Raw genomic sequence first — 20877 nt, 5'->3', positions numbered from 1 at the left:
AGCCTATATATATGAATCTCTCCAAGTTTAGCGATTTCGAACTGTCCTCATCAACTCTTTCACAACTAAATGAACTTGGATTTGATAAAGCTACAGCAATTCAAACAAGTACCTTGGCAGCCTCATTAGCGGGGCAAGATGTGGTGGCAACCGCAAAAACCGGATCAGGTAAAACATTAGCTTTTGCATTGCCGTTAATTGAAAATTTGAGCACTAGTATAAAACCAAAAGGTAAGGGCAATCTGGTGCGGGCACTCGTATTAGCGCCTACTCGTGAATTAGCCGAACAGATCAGTCAAAATTTTACGTTATATAGCAAGGGCGCGTCCCAGCCTTTAAAAGTTGTTACTGTTATTGGCGGAATGTCCATTAATCCGCAAATGCTTAAACTCCGTGGTGGCGCGGATGTGGTGGTGGCGACACCTGGTCGTTTACTTGATTTAGTGGAGAAGAATGCAGTTAATTTAACTCAAGTGCGTCAATTGGTGCTCGATGAAGCGGATCGTATCTTTAGTCTTGGCTTTAAAGAGGAGCTTAACGCTATTTTTAAACTCCTGCCAAGCAAACGCCAAACACTCATGTTCTCCGCAACCTTCCCGCTGGAATTACAGCAGACGGCTAAAAAACATTTGTATAAGCCATTAACATTGGTGCAAGAAAGCGAAACGGTAGAGGCGATTGAGCAACGAGTTATTACGGTCAATAAAGAAAATAAAACCGCTTTACTCGAGCATTTATGTAAACAACATGATTGGTCTCAAGTGTTGATTTTTGTTAATGCAAAAAATACTTGTAAAAATTTAGCCAACAAATTGGAAAAGCGCGGCATCAAGGCTGAAGTGTTCCATGGGGATAAGGCACAAGTCAGTCGTTCTAACATTATCCGTCGCTTTAAAGATAAACAGCTGCAAGTGCTGATAGCGACAGATTTGGCAGCCCGTGGTTTGGATGTTGAAGGCCTACCTGTGGTGATTAATTATGAATTACCTAGAAGCCCAGCAGATTATATGCATCGTATAGGTCGAAGTGGTCGAGCCGGTAAACAAGGGGTAGCGATTTCCTTAATCAGTCATGAAGAGTTTCATCACTTTAAAATTATTGAAAAGAAAAATAAACTTAGGCTGACTCGAGAGCAAGTCGTCGGTTTTGAAGCGGATGACAATCCCGAGTTAGTTGAAGCGGGTAAACCTAAGGTCAATATTCCCGCGCCGGGGCAAGGTAAGAAATACAAAAACAAAGCCGCCAAAGCAAATTCTCATATCTGGAATAAAACGCCAAAATAAGCCGAGGCCACAGTTAAAAATGTGGCCTTTTTTAAAGGTTGACAATGAGTTGTTCAGCCTTTGTGCAAATTAACTTATAGCAATTAAGTTTTACTGTTATTTTTACTAGGATTGTTGTAGAACACAACAGTGATGTAACAACAATAAAACAAAGAGTAGGGATAATGAGCGATAACATCGTAATTGTTGCGGCGAAACGTACGCCAATGGGGTCTATGTCTGGTAGCTTAAGTGCTGTGTCATCTCCAGAATTAGGGGCTAATGCCATCGCCGCCTGTATTGAATCTTCAGGAATTGATAAAAGCTTGATTGAGGAAGTACTGATGGGCTGTGTGCTTCCAGCTGGATTAAAACAGGCTCCAGCCCGTCAAGCGACTTTGGGGGCGGGCTTAGATGAAGGCGTGACAGCAACGACAATCAATAAAGTTTGTGGTTCAGGTATGAAAACGGTCATGATGGCACATGACTTAATTAAAGCCGATTCGATACAAGTCGCCGTTGCTGGTGGTATGGAGAGTATGACTCGTGCGCCGTACCTATTAGATAACGCCCGTGCGGGAATGCGCATGGGACATGGTAAAGTTCTTGATCATATGTTTCTTGATGGTTTAGAAGATGCATACACGGGGGCGGCAATGGGAAGTTTTGCGCAAGCAACCGCCGATGAGCATGGCATCACTCGCGAGCAGATGGATGAATTTGCTTTGAGCTCTCTAGCTAAAGCCAATGCTGCAATATTAGCTGGAAGTTTCAATGCCGAGATTTCACCGGTAACGATTAAAGGCCGCAAAGGGGAAACGGTGGTGACCACAGATGAAGCGCCATCAAAAGCTCGCCCTGAAAAGATACCGGCGCTGCGTCCTGCTTTTAGCAAAGAAGGGACAATTACTGCTGCCAATGCTTCCAGTATTTCTGATGGCGCCGCAGCGTTAATCTTGATGAAAGAGTCAACAGCTAAAGCTCAGGGACTTGAGGTTCTTGCAACTATTAAAGGTCATGCAAGTCATGCCCAAGCGCCTAAGGATTTCACCATTGCGCCAGTTGGTGCCATGAATAAACTACTGGACAAAGTGGGATGGTCTGCACAGGATGTTGACCTGTTTGAAATTAACGAAGCTTTTGCTATGGTGACTATGCTTGCTATTAAACAGCTTGGATTAGACAGCAACAAAGTTAATGTTAATGGCGGTGCTTGTGCTTTAGGTCATCCAATTGGATGCTCAGGTGCTCGGTTAATTGTGACCCTGATCCACGCCTTGAAGTCGAAGGGATTATCTAAAGGGGTGGCTTCCCTTTGTATTGGTGGCGGTGAAGCCGTTGCCCTTGCATTAGAAGTATAAATTATTAGCAGGCAGTCTTTTGACTGCCTTTTTTATAGGAATAGGTTATGTCAGAGTCATGCTTAATTACTTATCAGGTGATTAAAACCCACAGTCAGCATCATATTGGCGTGGCAAGTTTGAATAATACCACGCGCTTGAATGCTCTTAATTATCAGATGGTATGTGACCTAAAAAATAAACTTTTAGCCTGGCAAAACGATCCTAAGATAGTCATGGTAGTGATCAACTCAACTATTGAAAAAGCCCTGTGTGCAGGTGGCGATATCAGAGCTATCTACCAAGCAAAGGTCAATGGTGAAGAGGTGGCAACAGCAGCTTACCAATACTTTAGTGCCGAGTATCAAATGGATTATTTAATTCATAAGTTCCAAAAGCCCATTTTGGTTTGGGGCGCTGGTATTGTCTTCGGTGGAGGCATGGGGGTGCTGCAAGGGGCCAGTCATCGAGTGGTCACGCCCTCTAGCAAGCTTGCTATGCCTGAACTCAGTATTGGTTTGTTTCCGGATGTTGGCGCCACTTATTTCCTTAATAAATTACCTGGTAAGACAGGGTTGTTATTAAGTATGACGGGTTACCTTGCTAACGCTGCAGACGCCATCTATCTTGGCTTAGCAGATGCTTATTTAGGGGATGAACAATTTGAACCGTTATTGGATATGTTGGCCAATAGGGCTTGGCAAGCTGAGTCCCTAAAGGATCATGACATATTGGATAACGCCCTCAAAACGATGCAAAATGTGAGGGGAAAAATGGTTGCCGCTAGCCTTATTGCTGAACATCAGTCAGAAATCGATACTTTGTTTGCTGGTCAATTCAAGCAAGTAATGTCCAAGTTAAGAAAGTTACCACCATGGCTCGCTGATTATCAGGAAAATGTCGACAACGCCTCATTAATCTCGATGGCAATAGCCCATTACCAGCAAAATTTTGCCAAAGCCACCCTCGAACAATGTTTGAATTGGGAATTGAAAGTGGCGACCCATTGTGCACAATATGGTGATTTTATGGAAGGAGTGAGGGCATTACTTGTGGATAAGGATAGAACCCCTAATTGGCGCTATAAGCAATTGGATGAAATAAATACGACCACCCTTAGCCAATTTGTATAATTTTATGAAAGGAAATAACTATGGAAATAAAAGATAGTGTCATTGTGATCACTGGTGGTGCTAAGGGCATAGGTTATGCCATGGCTGAGGTTTTAGCTAATGAAGGGGCTAATATTGCATTGATCGATAGTAATCAACAGGTGCTTGAAAAAGCCGCTGCCGATTTAGCTCTTATCAATGATAAATGCCAAGGTTACTGCGTAGATATTACTGACGAAGAGTTGATCAGTGATACTTTTAATTACATTTTAGAAGACTTCGGTAAAGTTAATGTGGTGATCAATAACGCTGGTATCTTGCGTGATGGTATGCTCGTTAAGGTAAAAGACGGTCAGTTTATTGATCAAATGTCGTTAGAGCAATTTCAGTCTGTGATCAATGTTAATTTAACGGGTACCTTTCTGTGTGGTCGCGAAGGTGCTAAAGCTATGATTGCGAGTGGGCAACAGGGATTGATCATTAATATTTCATCGATTGCCCGTGGTGGTAATATTGGTCAAACAAACTACAGCGCCGCAAAGGCCGGAGTATCCGCGCTAGCGGTAACTTGGTCGAAAGAATTAGCACGTTTTAATATTCGTTCAGCGGCCATCGCACCTGGAGTCGTGGCTTCGGATATGACGGCCTCCATGAAGCCAGAAGCGCTTGCTAGATTAGAAAAAGCCGCACCAGTTGCCCGCCTTGGTGATCCACAAGAAATTGCTCAAGCGGCTAAGTTTATTATTGAAAACGACTTTTATAATGGCCGTACATTAGAGCTTGATGGTGGGCTCACTTTATAGAAAACTTTAACGGAATGATATCATTTGTCTACCCCATTGCTGCAGGGGTAGGCTAGCCATCCCTATAAACATTTGGCCGACGCGACTAGTCTCACGGCTGTCGGCGATAGCGTTATCTTTAACCATGTCAGAGCCTTTAATATCACCCCTTTGGGTAAACTTAGTTGTCAATGTCAACCAATGACATATTTAGCAACAATTTAAAATGTAATTAGTTGTAAACACTATTTTATTTCAATGTTTAACTGCTTAGTATAATGCTGGAAATATAACTTAGAATACGGAATCAAGATGAAAAGACCATTAAAACCAATAGCGATGGCCATTTCGCTAGGGGTGCTGACGGCTTGTAGCAGTTCATCATACATTGATCAGGCTCAGGTAAAGCCGCAGTTACCTGCTAACTGGCAGGTTAGTCCTTCTTCTTTAGCCACTAACGAAGACTGGTTAGCCGTTATCGCTAATGAGCAATTATTACAACTGTTAAGCCAAGCTCTTAATACTAACCAATCACTGATTCAGTTGGCCCTTGAAGTTGAAGTACAAAGGCAAGCGGTTACCGTCACAGGCGCAAATTTCTGGCCAAGCTTATCGAGTTCTCTAGATACCGGCGTTATTGGCAACAATAATGACTCATCAAATTCAAGTACGATTGGCCTAAACCTAAATTATGAGCTCGATATTTGGGGAAAATTATCTGACGCTGATAGACGTACCAAGTTAACCCTATTTGCCGTTGAAGCGAATTATGAGCAAGCCAAAGATCAGCTAATCGCCGATGTGGCTAAGGCTTATTATAAGGTGGCCACTTCCGCGCAGCTGCTTGATTTGTTTGAGCGCCGCACTGAAAACGCTAAGGTTAATTTTGATATTATTGAATCTGGCTACTTACAGGGATTAAATTCAGCCCTTGATGTGTATTTGACTCAAAATGAATACCACAGTGAAAAATCCAACTTAGCCAGCCAACGCAGCCAATATAAAGAAGACATTCGCGCCCTTGAGCGTCTGCTAGGGGACTATCCTAAAGGTGCCTTAAAAGTTCAGGCTGAACTGCCACTGTTACCCCAAGGCATTAGCGCAGGTGTACCGTCTGAACTGGTTAAGAATAAGCCTTCCTTACAAGCCGCCTGGTATCAATTATTGGCTCAAGATGCCAACGTCGCCTACACCCAAAAACAGCGTTACCCAAGTTTAAGTCTAAGGGGCAGCATAGGTTCATCTAATGCTGAGTTTGGCGAGTTATTTAACGGTGATAACGCCGCTTGGTCGGTGTTTGGTGGTTTAACCGCACCTATTTTTAACGCTGGTAGATTAAAAGCCCAGACAGAGCAACAAAAACTCAAGCTAAAACAGCAAGAGCAGCAATATTTAGATACTTTGTTTAGCGCGTTTGAGCAGGTAGAGAATACCCTAGATTTAGATGCGAGCTTGCAAATTCAATATCAAGCTACCTTAAAGGCTCAGGATAATGCCACGCAAGCCGAAACCCTGTCGTTCGAGCAATACCAAAGTGGCTTGGTGAGTTACACCACGGTACTGGATGCTCAAACCCGCTCTTTTGTGGCTCAAACCTCTGTTATCAATTTAAAAAATCAGATCATTAATAATCGCATTGCCCTTCATCTAGCTCTAGGTGGCTCTCTGCAAAGTGCCGTTTCACAGGAACAAACCAATGCTCAATAAAAAATATCTTATTCCTGCCACTATCGCGGTGGCTGCTGCCGCTACCATTTTTGTTATTCAATCTAATCCGCCAGAGTCAAAACGCGGTGGGCCACGCGCCAGTGCCAATATCGTAGTTGAAACCAAAACCTTACAGCCTGAACCCTATCAGGTACAGGTAAACAGTTTTGGTGTGGTGAAACCAAGAACCCAAAGCTCATTAGTGTCTCAAGCTTCAGGTCAAATTCTATCGATTAGTCAAAACTTTAGGGAAGGGGGCTTCTTCAAAAAAGGTGAAGTGCTAGTAAGACTGGATGACAGGGATTACCAAGCCGAGGTAAAAATTGCTAAAGCTGGTTTACTGCAGGCTGAGCAACAGTTACTTGAAGAAGAAGCCAGAGCTTCACAAGCGGCAACCGATTGGCAACGTTTAAGCAATGGCCGCCAAGCCAGTGCTTTGGTTTTACGTAAACCACAACTTGCTGCGGCCCAAGCGCAATTATTATCAGCCCAAGCTAAACTAGAAAAAGCGGAGCTGGCATTAGAGCGCACTCAAGTGGTGGCACCGTTTGATGGCCGAATTTTAGATAAAAAAGCCGATGTGGGTCAGGTGATCTCCAATAATGGCCAACTTGCGACTATCTATGCCACTGATTATGTGGAAATTCGTTTGCCAATTAACAACAAGGACTTACAGTTAGTGGAACTGCCAGAGCAGGGTAAACAGCGGGTGGCTGAGGTTAACTTTGCCTCTGATTTAATTGGTGAACAAGCTTGGCAAGGCCAATTAGTTCGCACCGAAGGTGCCATTGATGACAGTTCAAAGCAGTTGTATGTGGTGGCACAAATTGATCAGCCTTTTGTTTATAGCAATGGCCAAATGCCATTGAAAATTGGCCAATACTTAACGGCTAACATTCAAGGCAAAAACTTTGATAGCGCATTAGTGATCCCAACCTCGGCCATTTACCAAGGGACTTATGTTTATGTGGTGAAAAAGGGTAAGTTGCTGCGTAAGGATGTGCAAACCCTTTGGCAAAATACCAATGATGCCATTATCAGTCATGGTCTTGAAGCGGGTGAAGATTTGGTGCTAACCCCGCTGGGGCAGGTGAGCTCAGGTACACCGGTATCTATCGCTGGTGAACCTAAAAAGCCTAACAAAGAGCGTAATGCTAGGGAGCAGCAATCATGATTGCTTGGTTCACTAAAAACCATGTGGCCGCCAACCTATTGATGCTGTTTTTGCTGGTATTAGGTTTGGGGTCTTTAAGTACCCGTATTCCCCTAGAAGTGTTCCCATCGGTTGATCCCGAACAGATCTCGGTTAATATTTCATTACGTGGTGCAACCCCGGAAGACGTGGAAAAGGGCGTCACCATTCGTGTGGAAGAGGCGGTTCAAGATCTTGAAGGTATTAAAAAGATTACCTCTACCTCATCCGAAGCGGCCTCGCGTGTGTCTATTGAAGTAGAGAGCGGTTATGATCCCCGTGAAATGCTGGCCGACATAAAAAGCCGTGTGGATGCCATTAATACTTTCCCCGTAGACGCTGAAAAACCTGTGGTGGCCCTTGCCCAACGAAAGCGGGAAGTGATTGCCGTTACAGTTACTGGTAAGTATTCAGAGAAAGAAACCTTAGAGTTTGCAGAAGTGGTTCGCGACGAATTACTACGTATCGATGGTGTCACCCAATTGGATTTAAGCGGCGTTCGTAATTACGAGATTGCCCTAGAGTTGTCCCAGGATAAATTGCGACAATATGGATTAACCTTGTCAGAAGTATCCCGCGCCATTAATGCCTCTAGTACTGATGTTTCCGCAGGTAACCTGAAAACCCAAGGGGGCGATATTTTACTTCGCTCTAAGGGGCAGGCGTACTATAAGGATGAGTTTGCTAATATCGCCATTAAAACCGCCACTGACGGCACCATTATCCGCTTAGGTGATGTCGCCAATGTCCAAGATGGTTTTGAAGAAACCCCAATACGTACCCGTTTTAATGGTCAGCAAGCCGCTTTTATTGATGTGTATCGTATTGGGCAGCAGAGCGCAATTGAAGTTGCCGATAAGGTCAAAGCTTATATTGATGCTAGGCAGGCAAGTTTACCAGAGGGCTATGGCCTAAGTTATTGGGATGATGATTCGCAAATTGTTAAAAACCGTATCTCAACCCTAGCAGGCAGTGCGCTGCAGGGCGGTATCTTAGTATTATTACTGTTAACCCTGTTCCTGAGGCCATCCATTGCATTCTGGGTATTTATTGGTATTCCCGTTTCCTTTATGGGTGCCTTTTTGTTTATGCCGTTTTTCAACGTGTCATTAAACGTGATGAGCTTATTTGGCTTTATTTTGGTACTGGGGATTGTGGTCGATGATGCCATTGTTACCGGTGAGAATATTTATAGCCATCTTAAAACTGCCCCATCTGGTGAACAAGCGGCGATTATGGGTACTAAAGAAGTAGCGGCACCAGTAACCTTTGGTATTTTAACCACTGTGACTGCTTTCTTACCTATGCTGATGATTGAAGGTACCCGTGGCCAGATTTTTGCCCAAATTGCCATCGTGGTGATCCCTGTGTTGTTGTTTTCTTTAATTGAGTCAAAGTTTGTGTTGCCAGCGCACTTAAAGAACATCAAACTGCGCCATGAAAAGCAAAAACAGAACCGTTTTGAGCGTTTTCAGCAAAACTTTGCCGATGGCTTTGAGCGGGCCATTATTAAGTTTTATCAACCTTTTTTGCGAGTGGCACTGAAAAACAAAACGGCCACAATTACTCTGTTTGTGAGTGTGTTTTTGATTATTGGAGCGATGATCAGCTCGGGTTGGACTAAGTTTACCTTTTTCCCACGTATTCCAAGTGAAACCGTGCGCTTAAACCTAAGCATGCCAGCGGGGACACCGTTTGAGGTGACCAATAATCATGTGATTAACATTGCCGCTAAAGCCGAGGCTTTGCAAGCTAAGTACATTGATGATAATACCGGTGAAAGTATCATCATGAATATTTTGGCAACCACTGGTGGCCGTGGTGGTATATCCAATGCCGGTGGTGTTCGCTTTGAAATAGTGCCTCCTGAAAAGCGTGAATCGGATATCACTTCAGCGCAATTGCTGGGTGAATGGCGACGTATGGTAGGTGATATTCCAGGTGCTGAATCTGTGACATACCGTGCTGAGATTGGCCGCAGTGGCGACCCTATCGACGTACAACTCAGTGCCAATTCTTTAGCAACCCTAAGCGAAGTGGCGGATCAGGTGAAAACCCACCTAGCGGGTTATCCAACCGTGTTTGATATTTCGGATAGTTTATCGAATGGTAAAGAGGAATTATTGATAGAGCTAACCGAGCAGGGCAAGGCGCTGGGCTTAACCCGCCAAGATGTGTCTAATCAGGTCCGTAGTTTTTACTTTGGCTCACAGGTACAGCGTATACAGCGTGGCCGCGATGATGTCCGAGTAATGGTACGTTTACCCCTTAATGAGCGTCGTTCATTGGCGGATCTTGAGAAGGTACTGATTGCTACAGGTAATGGTGCGCAGGTGCCCCTAGGCCATGTGGCAACGCTAACATCTGGTAAAAGCCCTTCAAGCATTCGTCGAATTGACCGTTACCGTGTGGTTAACGTGACGGCAGACGTTGATAAGGCTGCCGCCAATATGACGGTACTACAACAGGACTTAAAAGTGTTCCTAGATGATTTAGTCGCCCAGTATCCTGGCGTGCGCCACTCATTAGAAGGGGAGGCCCGTGAACAGGCTGAGAGCTTTGGTTCACTTCAATGGGGTTTAGTGTTTGTATTCTTTATGATTTACTCACTATTAGCGATCCCATTTAAGTCTTACATTCAGCCATTAATCGTGATGAGTGTGATCCCATTTGGTTTAATTGGTGCCGTTATTGGTCACTGGATCATGGGTTCTAACCTGACTATTTTCAGTATTCTTGGAATGCTGGCCCTAATTGGTGTAGTAGTGAATGATTCGCTGGTATTAGTGGATTACATTAATAAGAAGCGGTCTGAAGGCATGGCCTTAGCAGAAGCGGTATTAACTGCCGGGGCAAGACGTTTCCGCCCAGTATTGTTAACCAGTTTAACTACGTTTATTGGTTTAATGCCGTTATTGTTTGAACAGTCGACTCAGGCGCAGTTCTTAATTCCTATGGCCATTTCTCTGGGCTTCGGTATTATTTTTGCCACCTTTATTACTTTGATACTCGTTCCTGTTAACTACTTAATTGTGGAACGAATTAAGGGCAATAAAGTCAGTAGCGAGTCTTTTGATAGGGTCCTTGCTTAAGTTTCAACAAAGCATATAAAGCCGCGCTTATGGATATACTGAGCGCGGCTTTTTTAAAGCTCATTTATTTCTTCCACTCGACGTGACTAAGGTGTCCTGTGAGTACTTAGTTAACACTGCATAAGCTTTATGATTGCCGTAAAACGCGGCAAAATTGGATAGGCTTTGGCCGTTACAGCTGATATTTTTTACCGCGAGATAATAAGCTTTGGCGGTTGGGCGACGTGGTGCGAGCTTTTTAATTTGGGATTTAAGATCAGACGCTGAACCATTAGCCGCAGCCAAACAAATCTGAGTCTCCAATGTGCTATCAGTCCCTTTGAAAGTAACGTCTGCATTGGCGATATTGGTTAAACCTAAAGTGCAAATGGTGATAAGTGTTAAAGTTTTCATTACGTTCTCCTATTGGTGTTTCTAATAAGATGGAGTAAAAACAGCAAAAGGTTGTAATTGAACAATGAAGGTCGGTAACAAGAAATGTTATAAATCAGCCTGAGAATAAATTTTTATTTATTTTTCAGCACTTTAATTTTTATTGGAAAAATATCTAGGCAATCTATTTTACAATTTGTAATAGTCTAGCGGGATAAAATTGTTGTTTAAATAAAGGGGAGCATGGCTCCCCTTTATCGTTTTACCAGCTAAGTTGTAACTCAGGCGAGTGTTGGCTCTCTTGGGAGTTGATTTCAACTAAGGCACCATCAAGGTCGATGTTATACAGGCGAATACTGATATATTTTTCGCCGATATTATCATTAATGGCATCGGTTAGGTCTATTTTCACTTTACCCTTAGCATCAATAATTACCGTTTCAATATCATGTAAAGTGCTAGGCGCCGTATTCCAAGTTACATCAGACTCATCCCAGTCATTGGAAGACATTACCCCTGCGGTAACTAGGGTAGCTTTAGTGGCCTTTTTAACGATAAAGCTTAACTGAGCCTGTTTTACCGCTTGTTTAACCTTAGAAAGCTTAAATTTCAGTAAAGTTTCTCTGTTATAGCCGCTATCTTCATCTCCCTTAATCGCTAGCGTATCCGTATTGAAGTTGTCCTCTTGGTGCTCACCGTCGCGAACATAAGCATCTTCAATAGGGGTTAAGTTCAGCTTTTTGCGGTTATTAACTTTAATTCTTACCTTATTTGAGTGAGCTTGTTCTCCTTGCTCATCGAACGCGACTGCAGAGAATAACCAGCGACCTTCACGGACGTCCTGCCAAGGCATTTGATAAGGGGCTTGTTCATCAATACCGATAGATTTACCGTCAACAAAAAACTCAACCGCAGTGACTTCGCCATCATTATCATTCGCGTCTGCATGGATCATGATCTGGTTCTGTGCTTCAAATTGCTGACCGTTAATTGGGTAAGTGATTTGTACACTAGGTTTGTGATTACCATCTTGCTGGTATTCAACTTTAAATAAGCGGTTATTATTAATATATAAATCAGTGCTTTGGTTAATATTCTTAGCAACATAAGGTTCACCACCGTCTTTTAAGTCAGTAACCAGGCTAAAGCTATCACCCTTATCCGTTGAGGTGTGGATGTAAGCATTATTTTTGTCTCTAGAATAAATGTTTAACCATTGGCTGACTCGTGTGATAGGAGGGCGCTCATGATTACGTAAATCACTTATCCCAGTTTGAGTCGTCCAATCTGAGCCATTAAATTTAGCGACATTAAGCACGTATTTAGGATCCTTTTTAGAGTAATCCACTGCTGTGTTATATGGATAGCTGATCACAGGCTGGCCATCGCTATTTAGGGTCACCTGTGGGGTTTGGATTTCACTTATTTTGTCACCCCATGGCATTTCACCTGAGTAGAACAAGTCTGCTTGATGGGTGTCCACATCAACCGGGATATCGACTTGAGTACCGTCTGCTTTGTAAAACTTATTATCTTGGTTGCTGTAACGAAGATAAGTGCCACGTTGGAAGGTGTTATCACCATCATGAATTTGCGACCAAGCCGTCACAATGTGCAGATTATTGTTATCGTCGGCGTAAAGGTTACTCATATAAGCATTACGGCCTTCTTGCGCCTTAATTAGCTTTAGGCTCCAGCTATCGGTGGCGTTATCAAAAATATATAAGTCTTGTTTTTCATCATGCTGGGATTCACGCAGTATACCGTCATCCATAAACAGGCCGGTTCTGCGGGCAACAAAAAATACGTCACCGCGACTATTTGAGACCGCAGCAGGGTAGGTATAACGTTTTTCCTGTAAACCTTCGTCATCATAGCCTGGCAAGGTGTGGCTGAGCTCTTCAAAACCTTGATAGTTATTCGGTTCTACTGAACGGTAATAACGCATCTTGTGATTATGCATACCAATCCAAGCATGGATATAACCATCACCATCGACTGCGATGGCCGATTGATTATGCCCCACATCATGGGGAGCTAAGGTTTTGAATAGATCGCCTGAGCAGTCATTATCATCGGTACGCAAATTGTAATGACAAATTCGACCCTTATGGCTTTTACCGTGGGTGAAAAGAATATAGGCGTTATCCCCCCGAACATCGAAAGACGGTTGGCCTGCCGATGAGTCAGTATATTTGAATAGTTCGGTTACTGTAGCGGCTTGCAGGGATTGCGTGAATAAAAAAACAGCGGCGGTAAGACTTCTTTTTAACATGGAATTTAGATAAATACAGAAAATGAGCGATACACCATAATGCTAGAAACTGAACCTAAACTGATAATGGGTGACTGGTAGTGTTAAGTGTGATTAAGATCGCTATAGATAGGCGTAAGCGCTTAAATTAACAGCAATTAGTTAAGCGTTAATGAGTGAATAAAAGCAAAGGCTTTTGCCAAGATTGATGCTATGTTAGCCTATTAATATTACTGTTATTGATAGATGATCCCATGAAATTTAGCCCTCTGGTTGATGAGTTAATCAGCTCCCTTAAAGTCTTGCCGGGTGTCGGCCCTAAATCTGCCCAACGTATGGCGTTTCAATTGCTTGAGCGTCAGCGTAGTGGTGGCATGAAATTAGCCACAGCCTTGGCTGAGGCTATGCGTGATGTCGCCCATTGCGACACTTGCCGTACTTTTACTGAAGAGCAAACCTGCCATATTTGTGCCAACCCAAAACGAGCTCAAAATGGTTTAGTCTGCGTGGTTGAATCCCCTGCGGATATGTTGGCGATTGAATCTGCTGGTCAATACGATGGCCGTTACTTTGTGTTGCTAGGCAAACTGTCACCACTAGACGGCATTGGCCCGGATGAACTTGGTTTAGATGCGCTAGCCAGATTATGTGAATCAGACGATGTTGAAGAGTTGATTTTAGCGACCAACCCAACCGTAGAAGGTGAGGCCACCGCCCATTATATTGCAGAGCTGGCTAAGTCCTATGATGTCACCGTGAGTCGCATTGCCCACGGCGTACCAGTAGGCGGTGAATTAGAGTACGTTGATGGTACGACTTTGGCTTTGTCATTCAGTGGCCGTCAAACCTTGTAAAGGTTGGTTTTTAAACAAATACGATAAAATTTTAATTTACTCCCTTGAAAACTCAAAAAGCAGTCTTATGTATGTGATAGTAAAAGACACATCTTGTTAGACACATTAAGGGAGTGAGACATGTCTCAGCCAGAAGTACATGGTTTTCAAACTGAAGTGAAGCAACTGCTTCAACTAATGATCCATTCTTTATATTCAAACAAAGAAATTTTCCTGCGTGAATTAGTTTCTAATGCCGCCGATGCAGCAGATAAGCTTCGTTACAAAGCGTTGTCTGATAACACACTTTTTGAAGGTGACGGTAATTTGCGTGTGCGCATTAGTGCAGACAAAGAAGCGGGTACGGTGACCATTAGCGATAACGGTATTGGTATGAGCCGTGATGATGTGATTAATCATCTTGGTACCATTGCTAAGTCGGGTACGGCTGAGTTCTTCAAGAACTTAAGTGGTGATCAGGCTAAAGATTCGCAGTTAATCGGCCAATTTGGTGTGGGCTTTTACTCGGCCTTTATTGTTGCTGATAAAGTGACCGTTCGTACCCGCGCTGCTGGTCTAGCAGCCGACCAAGCGGTGCTATGGGAGTCTGAAGGGGAAGGCAGCTTCACCCTTGATAACATTGAAAAAGCCGACCGTGGTACTGAAATTACTTTGCACTTGCGTGAAGATGAGCAAGAGTTTGCCGATACTTTCCGTTTGCGCTCTATTGTGACTAAGTACTCTGATCATATCAGTGTACCGGTTGAGTTTTTTGAAGAAGGTACCCCAGAAAAGACCGAAGAAGACGGTACGGTTATTCCAGCAACCGATGGTCAATGGTCTGCGGTTAACCAAGCCAAGGCATTATGGACGCGCTCGAAAACAGAAGTCACTGACGAAGAGTATAAAGAGTTTTATAAGCATATTAGCCATGATTTCAGCGATCCCCTTAAATGGAGCCACAACCGCGTAGAGGGTAACCTTGAGTACACTTCGTTACTATACCTACCAACCAAAGCGCCGTGGGATTTATTTAACCGTGAATTTAAGCATGGTTTAAAGCTTTATGTACAGCGTGTGTTTATTATGGACGATGCGCAAGCGTTCCTACCAAACTACCTACGATTTGTAAAAGGGCTATTAGACTCAAGTGACTTACCACTGAACGTATCTCGCGAAATTCTACAAGATACTAAGGTCACTCAAAAAATGCGTCAGGGCATTACTAAGCGCGCCCTAAGCATGCTTTCTGGCCTTGCGAGCAATGAGCCTGAAAAATACTTAGAGTTCTGGAAAGAGTTCGGTCAAGTATTAAAAGAAGGCCCAGCCGAGGACATGGCCAACAAAGACAAAGTGGCCAAACTGTTGCGCTTTGCTTCGACCCATAACGACAACAGCGATGAAAATGTATCCTTAGAGGACTACATTGCTCGTATGGTTGAAGGCCAAGATAAGATTTACTACATCTGCGCGGACAGCTTCTCTGCCGCTAAAAACAGTCCATACCTAGAAGTGCTGAAAAAGAAAGGTGTGGAAGTACTGTTGATGTCTGAGCGCATTGATGAGTGGATGATGGGATACCTAACCGAGTTTGAGGGTAAGCAGCTGGTGGCTGTTAATCGCGGAGATTTAGATTTAGGTGAACTTGAAGACAAACAAGAAAAAGAGCAACAGCAGAAACTTGAAGCAGAATCTGAGGCTCTTATTAAACGTCTAAAAGACAGTTTAGGAGATAAAGTAAAAGATGTACGTATCACGACTCGTCTGACGGATTCGCCAGCGTGTTTAGTTGCAGCCGATGATGAAATGTCGTCGCAAATGATCAAACTTATGCAGGCGGCGGGTCAACAGGTACCAGAAATGAAAGGTGTCTTTGAAATTAACCCAGAGCATCCTATAGTGATTAAGCTTGATGCTGAACAAGACCTAGAGCGTTTTAACAATTGGGCACAACTGCTGTTATCGCAAGCGCAACTATCTGAACGCGGCTCTTTAGAAGATCCTTCAACTTTTATTAGTCAGCTTAATAAACTATGGTTAGAATTAGCGAATTAATTAAAGTATAAACTTTAGTAACCTCAGGGCAGGGCTCTCCCTGCCTTTTTTGATAGCTATAATTTACTGCTATTAGTCTAAGGAATTACAAAACAATGACAAACATGGTGAGCGTTACCGTAGAGAATATCCAACAGGTAGTTGATACCTCTATGCAGCAACCTTTAGTGTTCTGTTTTACTTCGAGCCAAGCGCCAGAATCTATGCAGATGTTAGGGCAGCTGCAAACCATTAATAGCCGTATGGGCAACTTTACTTTGGCCCATGTAGACTGTGATGCTCAACCGCAAATTGTGCAGTATTTCCGCATTCAAGGCGTACCTACGGTTATTATCTTAAAAGAGGGCCAACCCGTTGATGCTTTTAGCGGCATGAAATCCGATAGCGAGCTCGAACAAGCACTCAAGCCCCACTTGCCAAGTGAAGTTGACATGCTATTTGAGCAAGGTGTGGTGTTATTAAGTGAAGGCAAAGCCAGTGAGGCAGTAAAGGTGTTACACCAAGCATACACCTTGGAGCCTTCGGCCATTGTGGCCAAAGCCTATGCCCATGCACTGTTGGATAATAAGCAAAATGCTGATGCAGGCGAGATCATTGCCAGCATTCGTTTAGAAGACCAAGATGGCGAATACGACACCTTAAAGTCTAAATACCAACTCGCCTTAGAAGCGGCCGATAGCCCTGAAATTCGACAATTATTCGCCACAGTGGAAGCCGAACCTGAAAATATGACGGCGCTGGTGGAATTAGCCGTGGCCCTGCATGGTGCTGGTCGTAATGAAGAGGCGCTAGAGCATTTACTTTGTGTCCTTAAAAAAGACTTAGCGGCAGGCAATGGCGAGGTTCGTAAATCACTCATGGATATTTTATCGGCGTTAGGACAGGGCGATCCTCTAGCAGCAAAATATCGTCGTGGGTTATATAGCCTTTTATACTAAATTTTCTAAATTTTGAAGCATAACCCTAGTGAATTACAGCATATCGCTTTAAAAAAACGTGCGGTTATGCGAAGATCCAATTACAAAATTTTATTCAATGCGAATGAGGAACAGTTAATGCGCATTATTCTTTTAGGTGCTCCAGGCGCCGGTAAAGGTACTCAAGCTCAATTCATTATGGAGCAATACGGCATTCCACAAATCTCTACTGGTGACATGCTACGTGCTGCGATTAAAGCGGGTACTGAACTAGGTCTTGAAGCGAAAAAAGTGATGGACGCTGGTCAACTGGTTTCTGATGAGCTAATCATCGGTCTAGTAAAAGAGCGTATTGCTCAAGATGACTGTGCCAAAGGTTTCCTATTAGACGGTTTCCCACGCACGATTCCACAAGCTGACGCTATGAAAGAGAATGGCATCGATGTTGATCACGTAATCGAAATCGACGTGCCAGACGAAAACATCGTAGAGCGTATGGGCGGCCGTCGCGTACACCCAGGTTCTGGTCGTGTTTACCACGTGGTTTACAACCCACCAAAAGAAGAAGGTAAAGATGACGTGACTGGTGAAGATCTAGTGATCCGCCCAGACGACGAAGAAACTACCGTTCGTAAGCGTCTAGGTATTTACCATGAGCAAACTAAACCACTAGTAGATTACTACACGGCTGAAGCGGCAAACGGTGCAACCCAGTACCACAAGCTAGACGGCACTAAATTAGTGGCTGACGTTAGCACTGAAGTGAAAGCACTTCTAGGCTAAACGCTAAATAAGAGCCCGCTTAATGCGGGCTTTTTTGTATCTAAAGGACTATTAGCAATGGAAATAAAGGATTATAAACAAATCAATAAAGCCGCTTGGAACGCCCGTACTGAGCTGCATTTGACCTCATCCTTTTACGATGTTGACGCCTTCCTAAAGTCTAAAAACTCCCTTAATGCCCTTGAACTTAACTTACTTGGTGAACTCACCGCTAAATCCGTATTGCACCTGCAGTGTCATTTTGGTCAAGACTCGTTATCGATGCAGCAACTTGGGGCGCAAGTGACAGGGGTAGATATTGCTGATAATGCCATTAATGCGGCTAAAGATTTAGCGATTAAACTTGGCTTAAACACGCAATTTATTTGCCAAGATATATTTAGCTACTTTGATAGCAATGATCAGCAATTTGATGTGGTGTATGCCAGTTATGGCACGATTTGTTGGTTGCCAGATATTCATCGCTGGGCCCGGGGTGTCGCGAAACAATTAAAAGCAGGTGGCCGCTTGGTGTTTGTTGAATTTCATCCGATAGTAGATTTATTGCAGGGCTACAGTTATTTCCACCAAACTAGCGGCGATCTTGAAGTTGAAGGCACTTACACCGAAAACAGCGGCGACTTTAAGGCACAAACCCAAGTGTGGAGCCACACTATCGCCGATGTGATTTCAGCCTTAGCGAGCGCAGGGTTAACCATTGATAGCCTGCTAGAGTCGCCATTAAGTCCCTATCCATGCTTTGAGGAAGTCAGCAAGAGTGATGACGATATTCATTACCAATGGCTTCATAATGGCCAGTTAGTGCCCTTGGTGTATGCCATTACCGCGACCAAACTATAATTTTAATCTTCAACCACAGCCGTTATTATGTTTACTATAAAACCTGCTCCATTAGAAGATGCCATCAAAGTGCATCAGCAGATCCCAGAATTCGACCGTGCTATCAGCCTGGTACATTTGCAGCAGCGATTGCAACGGAGGCCTTTTTTATGTTTGGTGGCTTATGTGGAAAATCAGCCAGTCGGCTATAAACTTGGCTATCAGCAAAGCGCGGACACCTTTTACAGTTGGTTAGGGGGCGTTATCCCGAGTATGCGGAAAGTGGGAGTAGCGCAAAGCTTGTTAGAGCAACAGCAAACTTGGGCGAGGGCGCAGGGCTATCGCCATCTTACTGTAAAATCTATGTTTAAATACCCTAACATGCTGAAATTACTCGAGCGAAATGGCTATAAGCAAACGGGCTTTGAAGATGCTAAGCTCAGTTTTAGTAAACCATTATAAGGAAGCGCTGTGTTAAACCGTTTTTGGGCAGGTCTTTGGATTGTCAGCTTTGTGGCCATTGGCTTGCAGCTGTTTGCCGGTAATAGCGCCGTTTTAGGCGACGTGGTAGACAGTTTATTTTCTATGGCCAAATTGTCTGCTGAAATTGCCATTGGCTTAGTGGGTATTCTTACCTTATGGATGGGGTTGATGGCGCTGGCGGAAAAATCCGGTTTAGTGCAGATCTTTGCCAAAATACTCGAGCCGATATTGGCCCCATTAATGCCAACGATACCGCGGGGTGACAAAGCCTTTGGCAGTGTCACCATGAATCTAATGGCAAATGTGTTTGGGTTAGATAACGCCGCCACTCCTTTGGGCATTAAAGCCATGCAAGACTTGCAGGTGCATAACCCCTCTGATGTGAATGCCAGTCCAGCGCAAATGCTGTTTTTAGTATTAAACAGCTCTTCGGTGACGCTTATTCCTATCACTGTCTTTTTATTTAGGGCGCAACAGGGCGCACCAAACCCTGCTGAGGTGTTTGTGCCTATTGTGCTGGCCACCTGTGCTTCAACCTTAGTGGGCTTGATTGCAGTATCAATTGTGCAAAGGATCAACCTGTTACAGTGGCGGTTGTTATTGCCGTTAGTGGGCTTTTTATCGGTACTGGCGCTAATTGTGGTGTCTTTGGCTAACCTTGCCAGCGAGCAATTACAACAGGTGTCTACCTTAACCGGTAATGGTGCAGTATTGGCATTGGTCTTTGGCTTTATTTTATTTGCCACAGTAAAAAAACTCGCCATTTATGAGGTCTTTATTGAGGGGGCTCAAGGGGGATTTAAACAGGCCATAACCTTAATTCCTTACTTGGTTGCTATGTTAATCGCAATCGGTGCATTAAGGGGCTCCGGCGCGCTGGATTATTTATTGGATGCGCTTGGGTTTGTGGTGCTGCTATTGGGCGGTGACTTACGCTTTATTGATGCCATGCCAACGGCATTAATGAAGCCCTTTAGCGGCTCAGGGGCAAGGGCGATGATGTTAGAAACGATGCACACCTATGGGGTGGATTCTTTCCAAGCCAGATTAGCTGCCCTGTTCCAAGGCAGCACAGAAACCACTTTATATGTTATTGCGGTGTATTTAGGGGCGGTAAGACTGAAAAATGCCGGTCATGCGCTCTGGTGTGGATTACTGGCCGATGTTGGTGGTATAACTGCCGCCATTGGCTTAGCTTATTGGTTTTATGGATAAGTTTTAATTAGCTCAAAAGCCGCAACTCATTTGTCTCAAAGTTAGAACTTTTTGAACAATTTTAGTTTGATGAGGCTCATTCTCGCGAGATAGGGTTAACTTTGTATGGATTAAATGTTTTGGAGGGCAAGGTAGGTATTGAATGGGAAGCCCCTTTGTTAGGAAAAATGAATGTGGCAAAAGTCCTTAAAATGAAATTGCCATTGAACGGTTAAATAGAAGCCCCGCCTAAATAGCGGGTCTTCTTGTTAATCAAAGATTAAGGCGGAAATCAGAAGGAAAAGCACAAACACTAAAACAAGGATAATCGTTAACCACGCATTAAATGTTGTAAATACATATTTATCCCAAAATGACTCAACCAATTTTGTGATTGGGGTGCCGTTTGTTGTGTGACCTACTGTAACAATTTTCATTTTACACCCCTTGATTGCTTATTAATTATTCAATTTTATAACGTTTAATCTTCTTTTTGTCAATTTCAGCTTTTTAGAGGTTGCCTTTAATAATGTTCAAGCGAGGCTGCAAGATTTTCAAAAGTGGCGCGAGGGTTACTATACAAGTTTTGTAAGCTTACAAAGTGTGCATGAAGTCGCGCAGCGATTAATGGATCAGGGTATGACTCTGGATGAAATCAAGACAGGGTTTAAAGCTTGGGT

General features: G+C 43.6%; 17 protein-coding genes. 14 read left to right on the top strand and 3 right to left on the bottom strand.

What is annotated here, in order from left to right; all coding sequences use genetic code 11:
• The first annotated feature begins 11 nt into the window (after positions 1-11).
• The 7 genes from GFB48_RS02425 to GFB48_RS02390 all read left to right on the top strand — a co-directional run bounded on the left by GFB48_RS02425 (position 12) and on the right by GFB48_RS02390 (position 10487).
• Positions 12-1283, top strand: coding sequence for a DEAD/DEAH box helicase (locus tag GFB48_RS02425; RefSeq protein ID WP_163930780.1), 1272 nt, complete (start codon positions 12-14; stop codon positions 1281-1283).
• 164 nt (positions 1284-1447) lie between these two features.
• Entirely contained in the window at positions 1448-2623 is a 1176-nt protein-coding gene (locus GFB48_RS02420) for an acetyl-CoA C-acyltransferase (RefSeq protein WP_163930779.1), read from the top strand.
• Between the two features lie 47 nt (positions 2624-2670).
• On the top strand, positions 2671-3735 hold the full coding sequence (locus GFB48_RS02415; protein ID WP_163930777.1) for an enoyl-CoA hydratase/isomerase family protein: 1065 nt from the start codon (positions 2671-2673) through the stop codon (positions 3733-3735).
• A 20-nt stretch (positions 3736-3755) separates the two neighbouring features.
• On the top strand, positions 3756-4517 hold the full coding sequence (locus GFB48_RS02410) for an SDR family oxidoreductase (protein WP_163930776.1): 762 nt from the start codon (positions 3756-3758) through the stop codon (positions 4515-4517).
• 291 nt (positions 4518-4808) lie between these two features.
• Positions 4809-6203: a TolC family protein gene (locus GFB48_RS02400; RefSeq protein WP_163930772.1), complete on the top strand. Its 1395-nt coding sequence runs from the start codon at positions 4809-4811 to the stop codon at positions 6201-6203.
• Positions 6193-7377 carry an efflux RND transporter periplasmic adaptor subunit gene (locus GFB48_RS02395; protein ID WP_163930770.1) on the top strand — a complete coding sequence of 395 codons (1185 nt, stop codon included), beginning with the start codon at positions 6193-6195 and terminating at the stop codon, positions 7375-7377. The genes GFB48_RS02400 and GFB48_RS02395 overlap by 11 nt, the downstream gene beginning before the upstream one ends.
• Positions 7374-10487 (top strand): efflux RND transporter permease subunit, encoded by a 3114-nt coding sequence (locus GFB48_RS02390; RefSeq protein ID WP_163930769.1) that lies wholly within the window; start codon positions 7374-7376, stop codon positions 10485-10487. Before GFB48_RS02395 ends, GFB48_RS02390 begins: the two co-directional genes overlap by 4 nt.
• A gap of 60 nt (positions 10488-10547) precedes the next feature.
• On the opposite strand, the gene GFB48_RS02385 is transcribed toward GFB48_RS02390, so the two are convergent.
• The gene (locus GFB48_RS02385) at positions 10548-10880 is read right to left on the bottom strand and encodes a DUF3718 domain-containing protein (protein WP_163930767.1); all 333 of its coding nucleotides are present in this window, start codon (positions 10878-10880) and stop codon (positions 10548-10550) included.
• A 241-nt stretch (positions 10881-11121) separates the two neighbouring features.
• Positions 11122-13134: a BNR-4 repeat-containing protein gene (locus tag GFB48_RS02380; protein ID WP_163930765.1), complete on the bottom strand. Its 2013-nt coding sequence runs from the start codon at positions 13132-13134 to the stop codon at positions 11122-11124.
• Positions 13135-13367: 233 nt separating this feature from the next.
• On the opposite strand from GFB48_RS02380, the gene recR reads away from it, so the two are divergent.
• The 7 genes from recR (at position 13368) to GFB48_RS02345 (ending at position 20218) form a co-directional block, all read left to right on the top strand.
• Positions 13368-13967, top strand: a complete 600-nt coding sequence (gene recR, locus GFB48_RS02375) for a recombination mediator RecR (protein WP_163930763.1) — start codon at positions 13368-13370, stop codon at positions 13965-13967.
• Positions 13968-14087: 120 nt separating this feature from the next.
• Positions 14088-16001, top strand: a complete 1914-nt coding sequence (gene htpG, locus GFB48_RS02370; RefSeq protein WP_163930761.1) for a molecular chaperone HtpG — start codon at positions 14088-14090, stop codon at positions 15999-16001.
• 95 nt (positions 16002-16096) lie between these two features.
• Positions 16097-16939, top strand: a complete 843-nt coding sequence (locus GFB48_RS02365) for a tetratricopeptide repeat protein (protein WP_163930759.1) — start codon at positions 16097-16099, stop codon at positions 16937-16939.
• A gap of 117 nt (positions 16940-17056) precedes the next feature.
• Positions 17057-17701, top strand: a complete 645-nt coding sequence (gene adk, locus GFB48_RS02360) for an adenylate kinase (RefSeq protein WP_163930758.1) — start codon at positions 17057-17059, stop codon at positions 17699-17701.
• A 57-nt stretch (positions 17702-17758) separates the two neighbouring features.
• Entirely contained in the window at positions 17759-18541 is a 783-nt protein-coding gene (locus GFB48_RS02355) for a bifunctional 2-polyprenyl-6-hydroxyphenol methylase/3-demethylubiquinol 3-O-methyltransferase UbiG (RefSeq protein WP_163930756.1), read from the top strand.
• Between the two features lie 27 nt (positions 18542-18568).
• Positions 18569-18982: a GNAT family N-acetyltransferase gene (locus GFB48_RS02350; protein WP_163930754.1), complete on the top strand. Its 414-nt coding sequence runs from the start codon at positions 18569-18571 to the stop codon at positions 18980-18982.
• Positions 18983-18991: 9 nt separating this feature from the next.
• A complete protein-coding gene (locus GFB48_RS02345) occupies positions 18992-20218 on the top strand; it encodes a nucleoside recognition domain-containing protein (RefSeq protein ID WP_163930752.1) in 1227 nt (408 codons plus the stop codon).
• 248 nt (positions 20219-20466) lie between these two features.
• Here GFB48_RS02345 and GFB48_RS02340 read toward each other — a convergent pair whose 3' ends face one another.
• Entirely contained in the window at positions 20467-20634 is a 168-nt protein-coding gene (locus GFB48_RS02340; RefSeq protein WP_163930750.1) for a hypothetical protein, read from the bottom strand.
• Positions 20635-20877: the final 243 nt, after the last annotated feature.

Source organism: Paraferrimonas sp. SM1919 (genome assembly GCF_010993985.1).
In the GTDB taxonomy this organism is placed as follows: domain Bacteria; phylum Pseudomonadota; class Gammaproteobacteria; order Enterobacterales; family Shewanellaceae; genus SM1919.
Note: the sequence above shows the minus strand (reverse complement) of the source record. Positions and strands in the feature narration are given on the sequence as shown.

Bases quoted from the DNA above. Each gene is read 5' to 3' on its own strand.
- GFB48_RS02365 (WP_163930759.1), top strand. From the start codon at position 16,097: ATGACAAACATGGTGAGCGTTACCGTAGAGAATATCCAACAGGTAGTT.
- GFB48_RS02340 (WP_163930750.1), bottom strand. From the start codon at position 20,634: ATGAAAATTGTTACAGTAGGTCACACAACAAACGGCACCCCAATCACA.
- GFB48_RS02425 (WP_163930780.1), top strand. From the start codon at position 12: ATGAATCTCTCCAAGTTTAGCGATTTCGAACTGTCCTCATCAACTCTT.
- GFB48_RS02400 (WP_163930772.1), top strand. From the start codon at position 4,809: ATGAAAAGACCATTAAAACCAATAGCGATGGCCATTTCGCTAGGGGTG.
- htpG (WP_163930761.1), top strand. From the start codon at position 14,088: ATGTCTCAGCCAGAAGTACATGGTTTTCAAACTGAAGTGAAGCAACTG.
- GFB48_RS02390 (WP_163930769.1), top strand. From the start codon at position 7,374: ATGATTGCTTGGTTCACTAAAAACCATGTGGCCGCCAACCTATTGATG.
- GFB48_RS02355 (WP_163930756.1), top strand. From the start codon at position 17,759: ATGGAAATAAAGGATTATAAACAAATCAATAAAGCCGCTTGGAACGCC.
- GFB48_RS02380 (WP_163930765.1), bottom strand. From the start codon at position 13,134: ATGTTAAAAAGAAGTCTTACCGCCGCTGTTTTTTTATTCACGCAATCC.
- GFB48_RS02410 (WP_163930776.1), top strand. From the start codon at position 3,756: ATGGAAATAAAAGATAGTGTCATTGTGATCACTGGTGGTGCTAAGGGC.
- GFB48_RS02415 (WP_163930777.1), top strand. From the start codon at position 2,671: ATGTCAGAGTCATGCTTAATTACTTATCAGGTGATTAAAACCCACAGT.
- GFB48_RS02385 (WP_163930767.1), bottom strand. From the start codon at position 10,880: ATGAAAACTTTAACACTTATCACCATTTGCACTTTAGGTTTAACCAAT.
- GFB48_RS02395 (WP_163930770.1), top strand. From the start codon at position 6,193: ATGCTCAATAAAAAATATCTTATTCCTGCCACTATCGCGGTGGCTGCT.
- adk (WP_163930758.1), top strand. From the start codon at position 17,057: ATGCGCATTATTCTTTTAGGTGCTCCAGGCGCCGGTAAAGGTACTCAA.
- recR (WP_163930763.1), top strand. From the start codon at position 13,368: ATGAAATTTAGCCCTCTGGTTGATGAGTTAATCAGCTCCCTTAAAGTC.
- GFB48_RS02350 (WP_163930754.1), top strand. From the start codon at position 18,569: ATGTTTACTATAAAACCTGCTCCATTAGAAGATGCCATCAAAGTGCAT.
- GFB48_RS02420 (WP_163930779.1), top strand. From the start codon at position 1,448: ATGAGCGATAACATCGTAATTGTTGCGGCGAAACGTACGCCAATGGGG.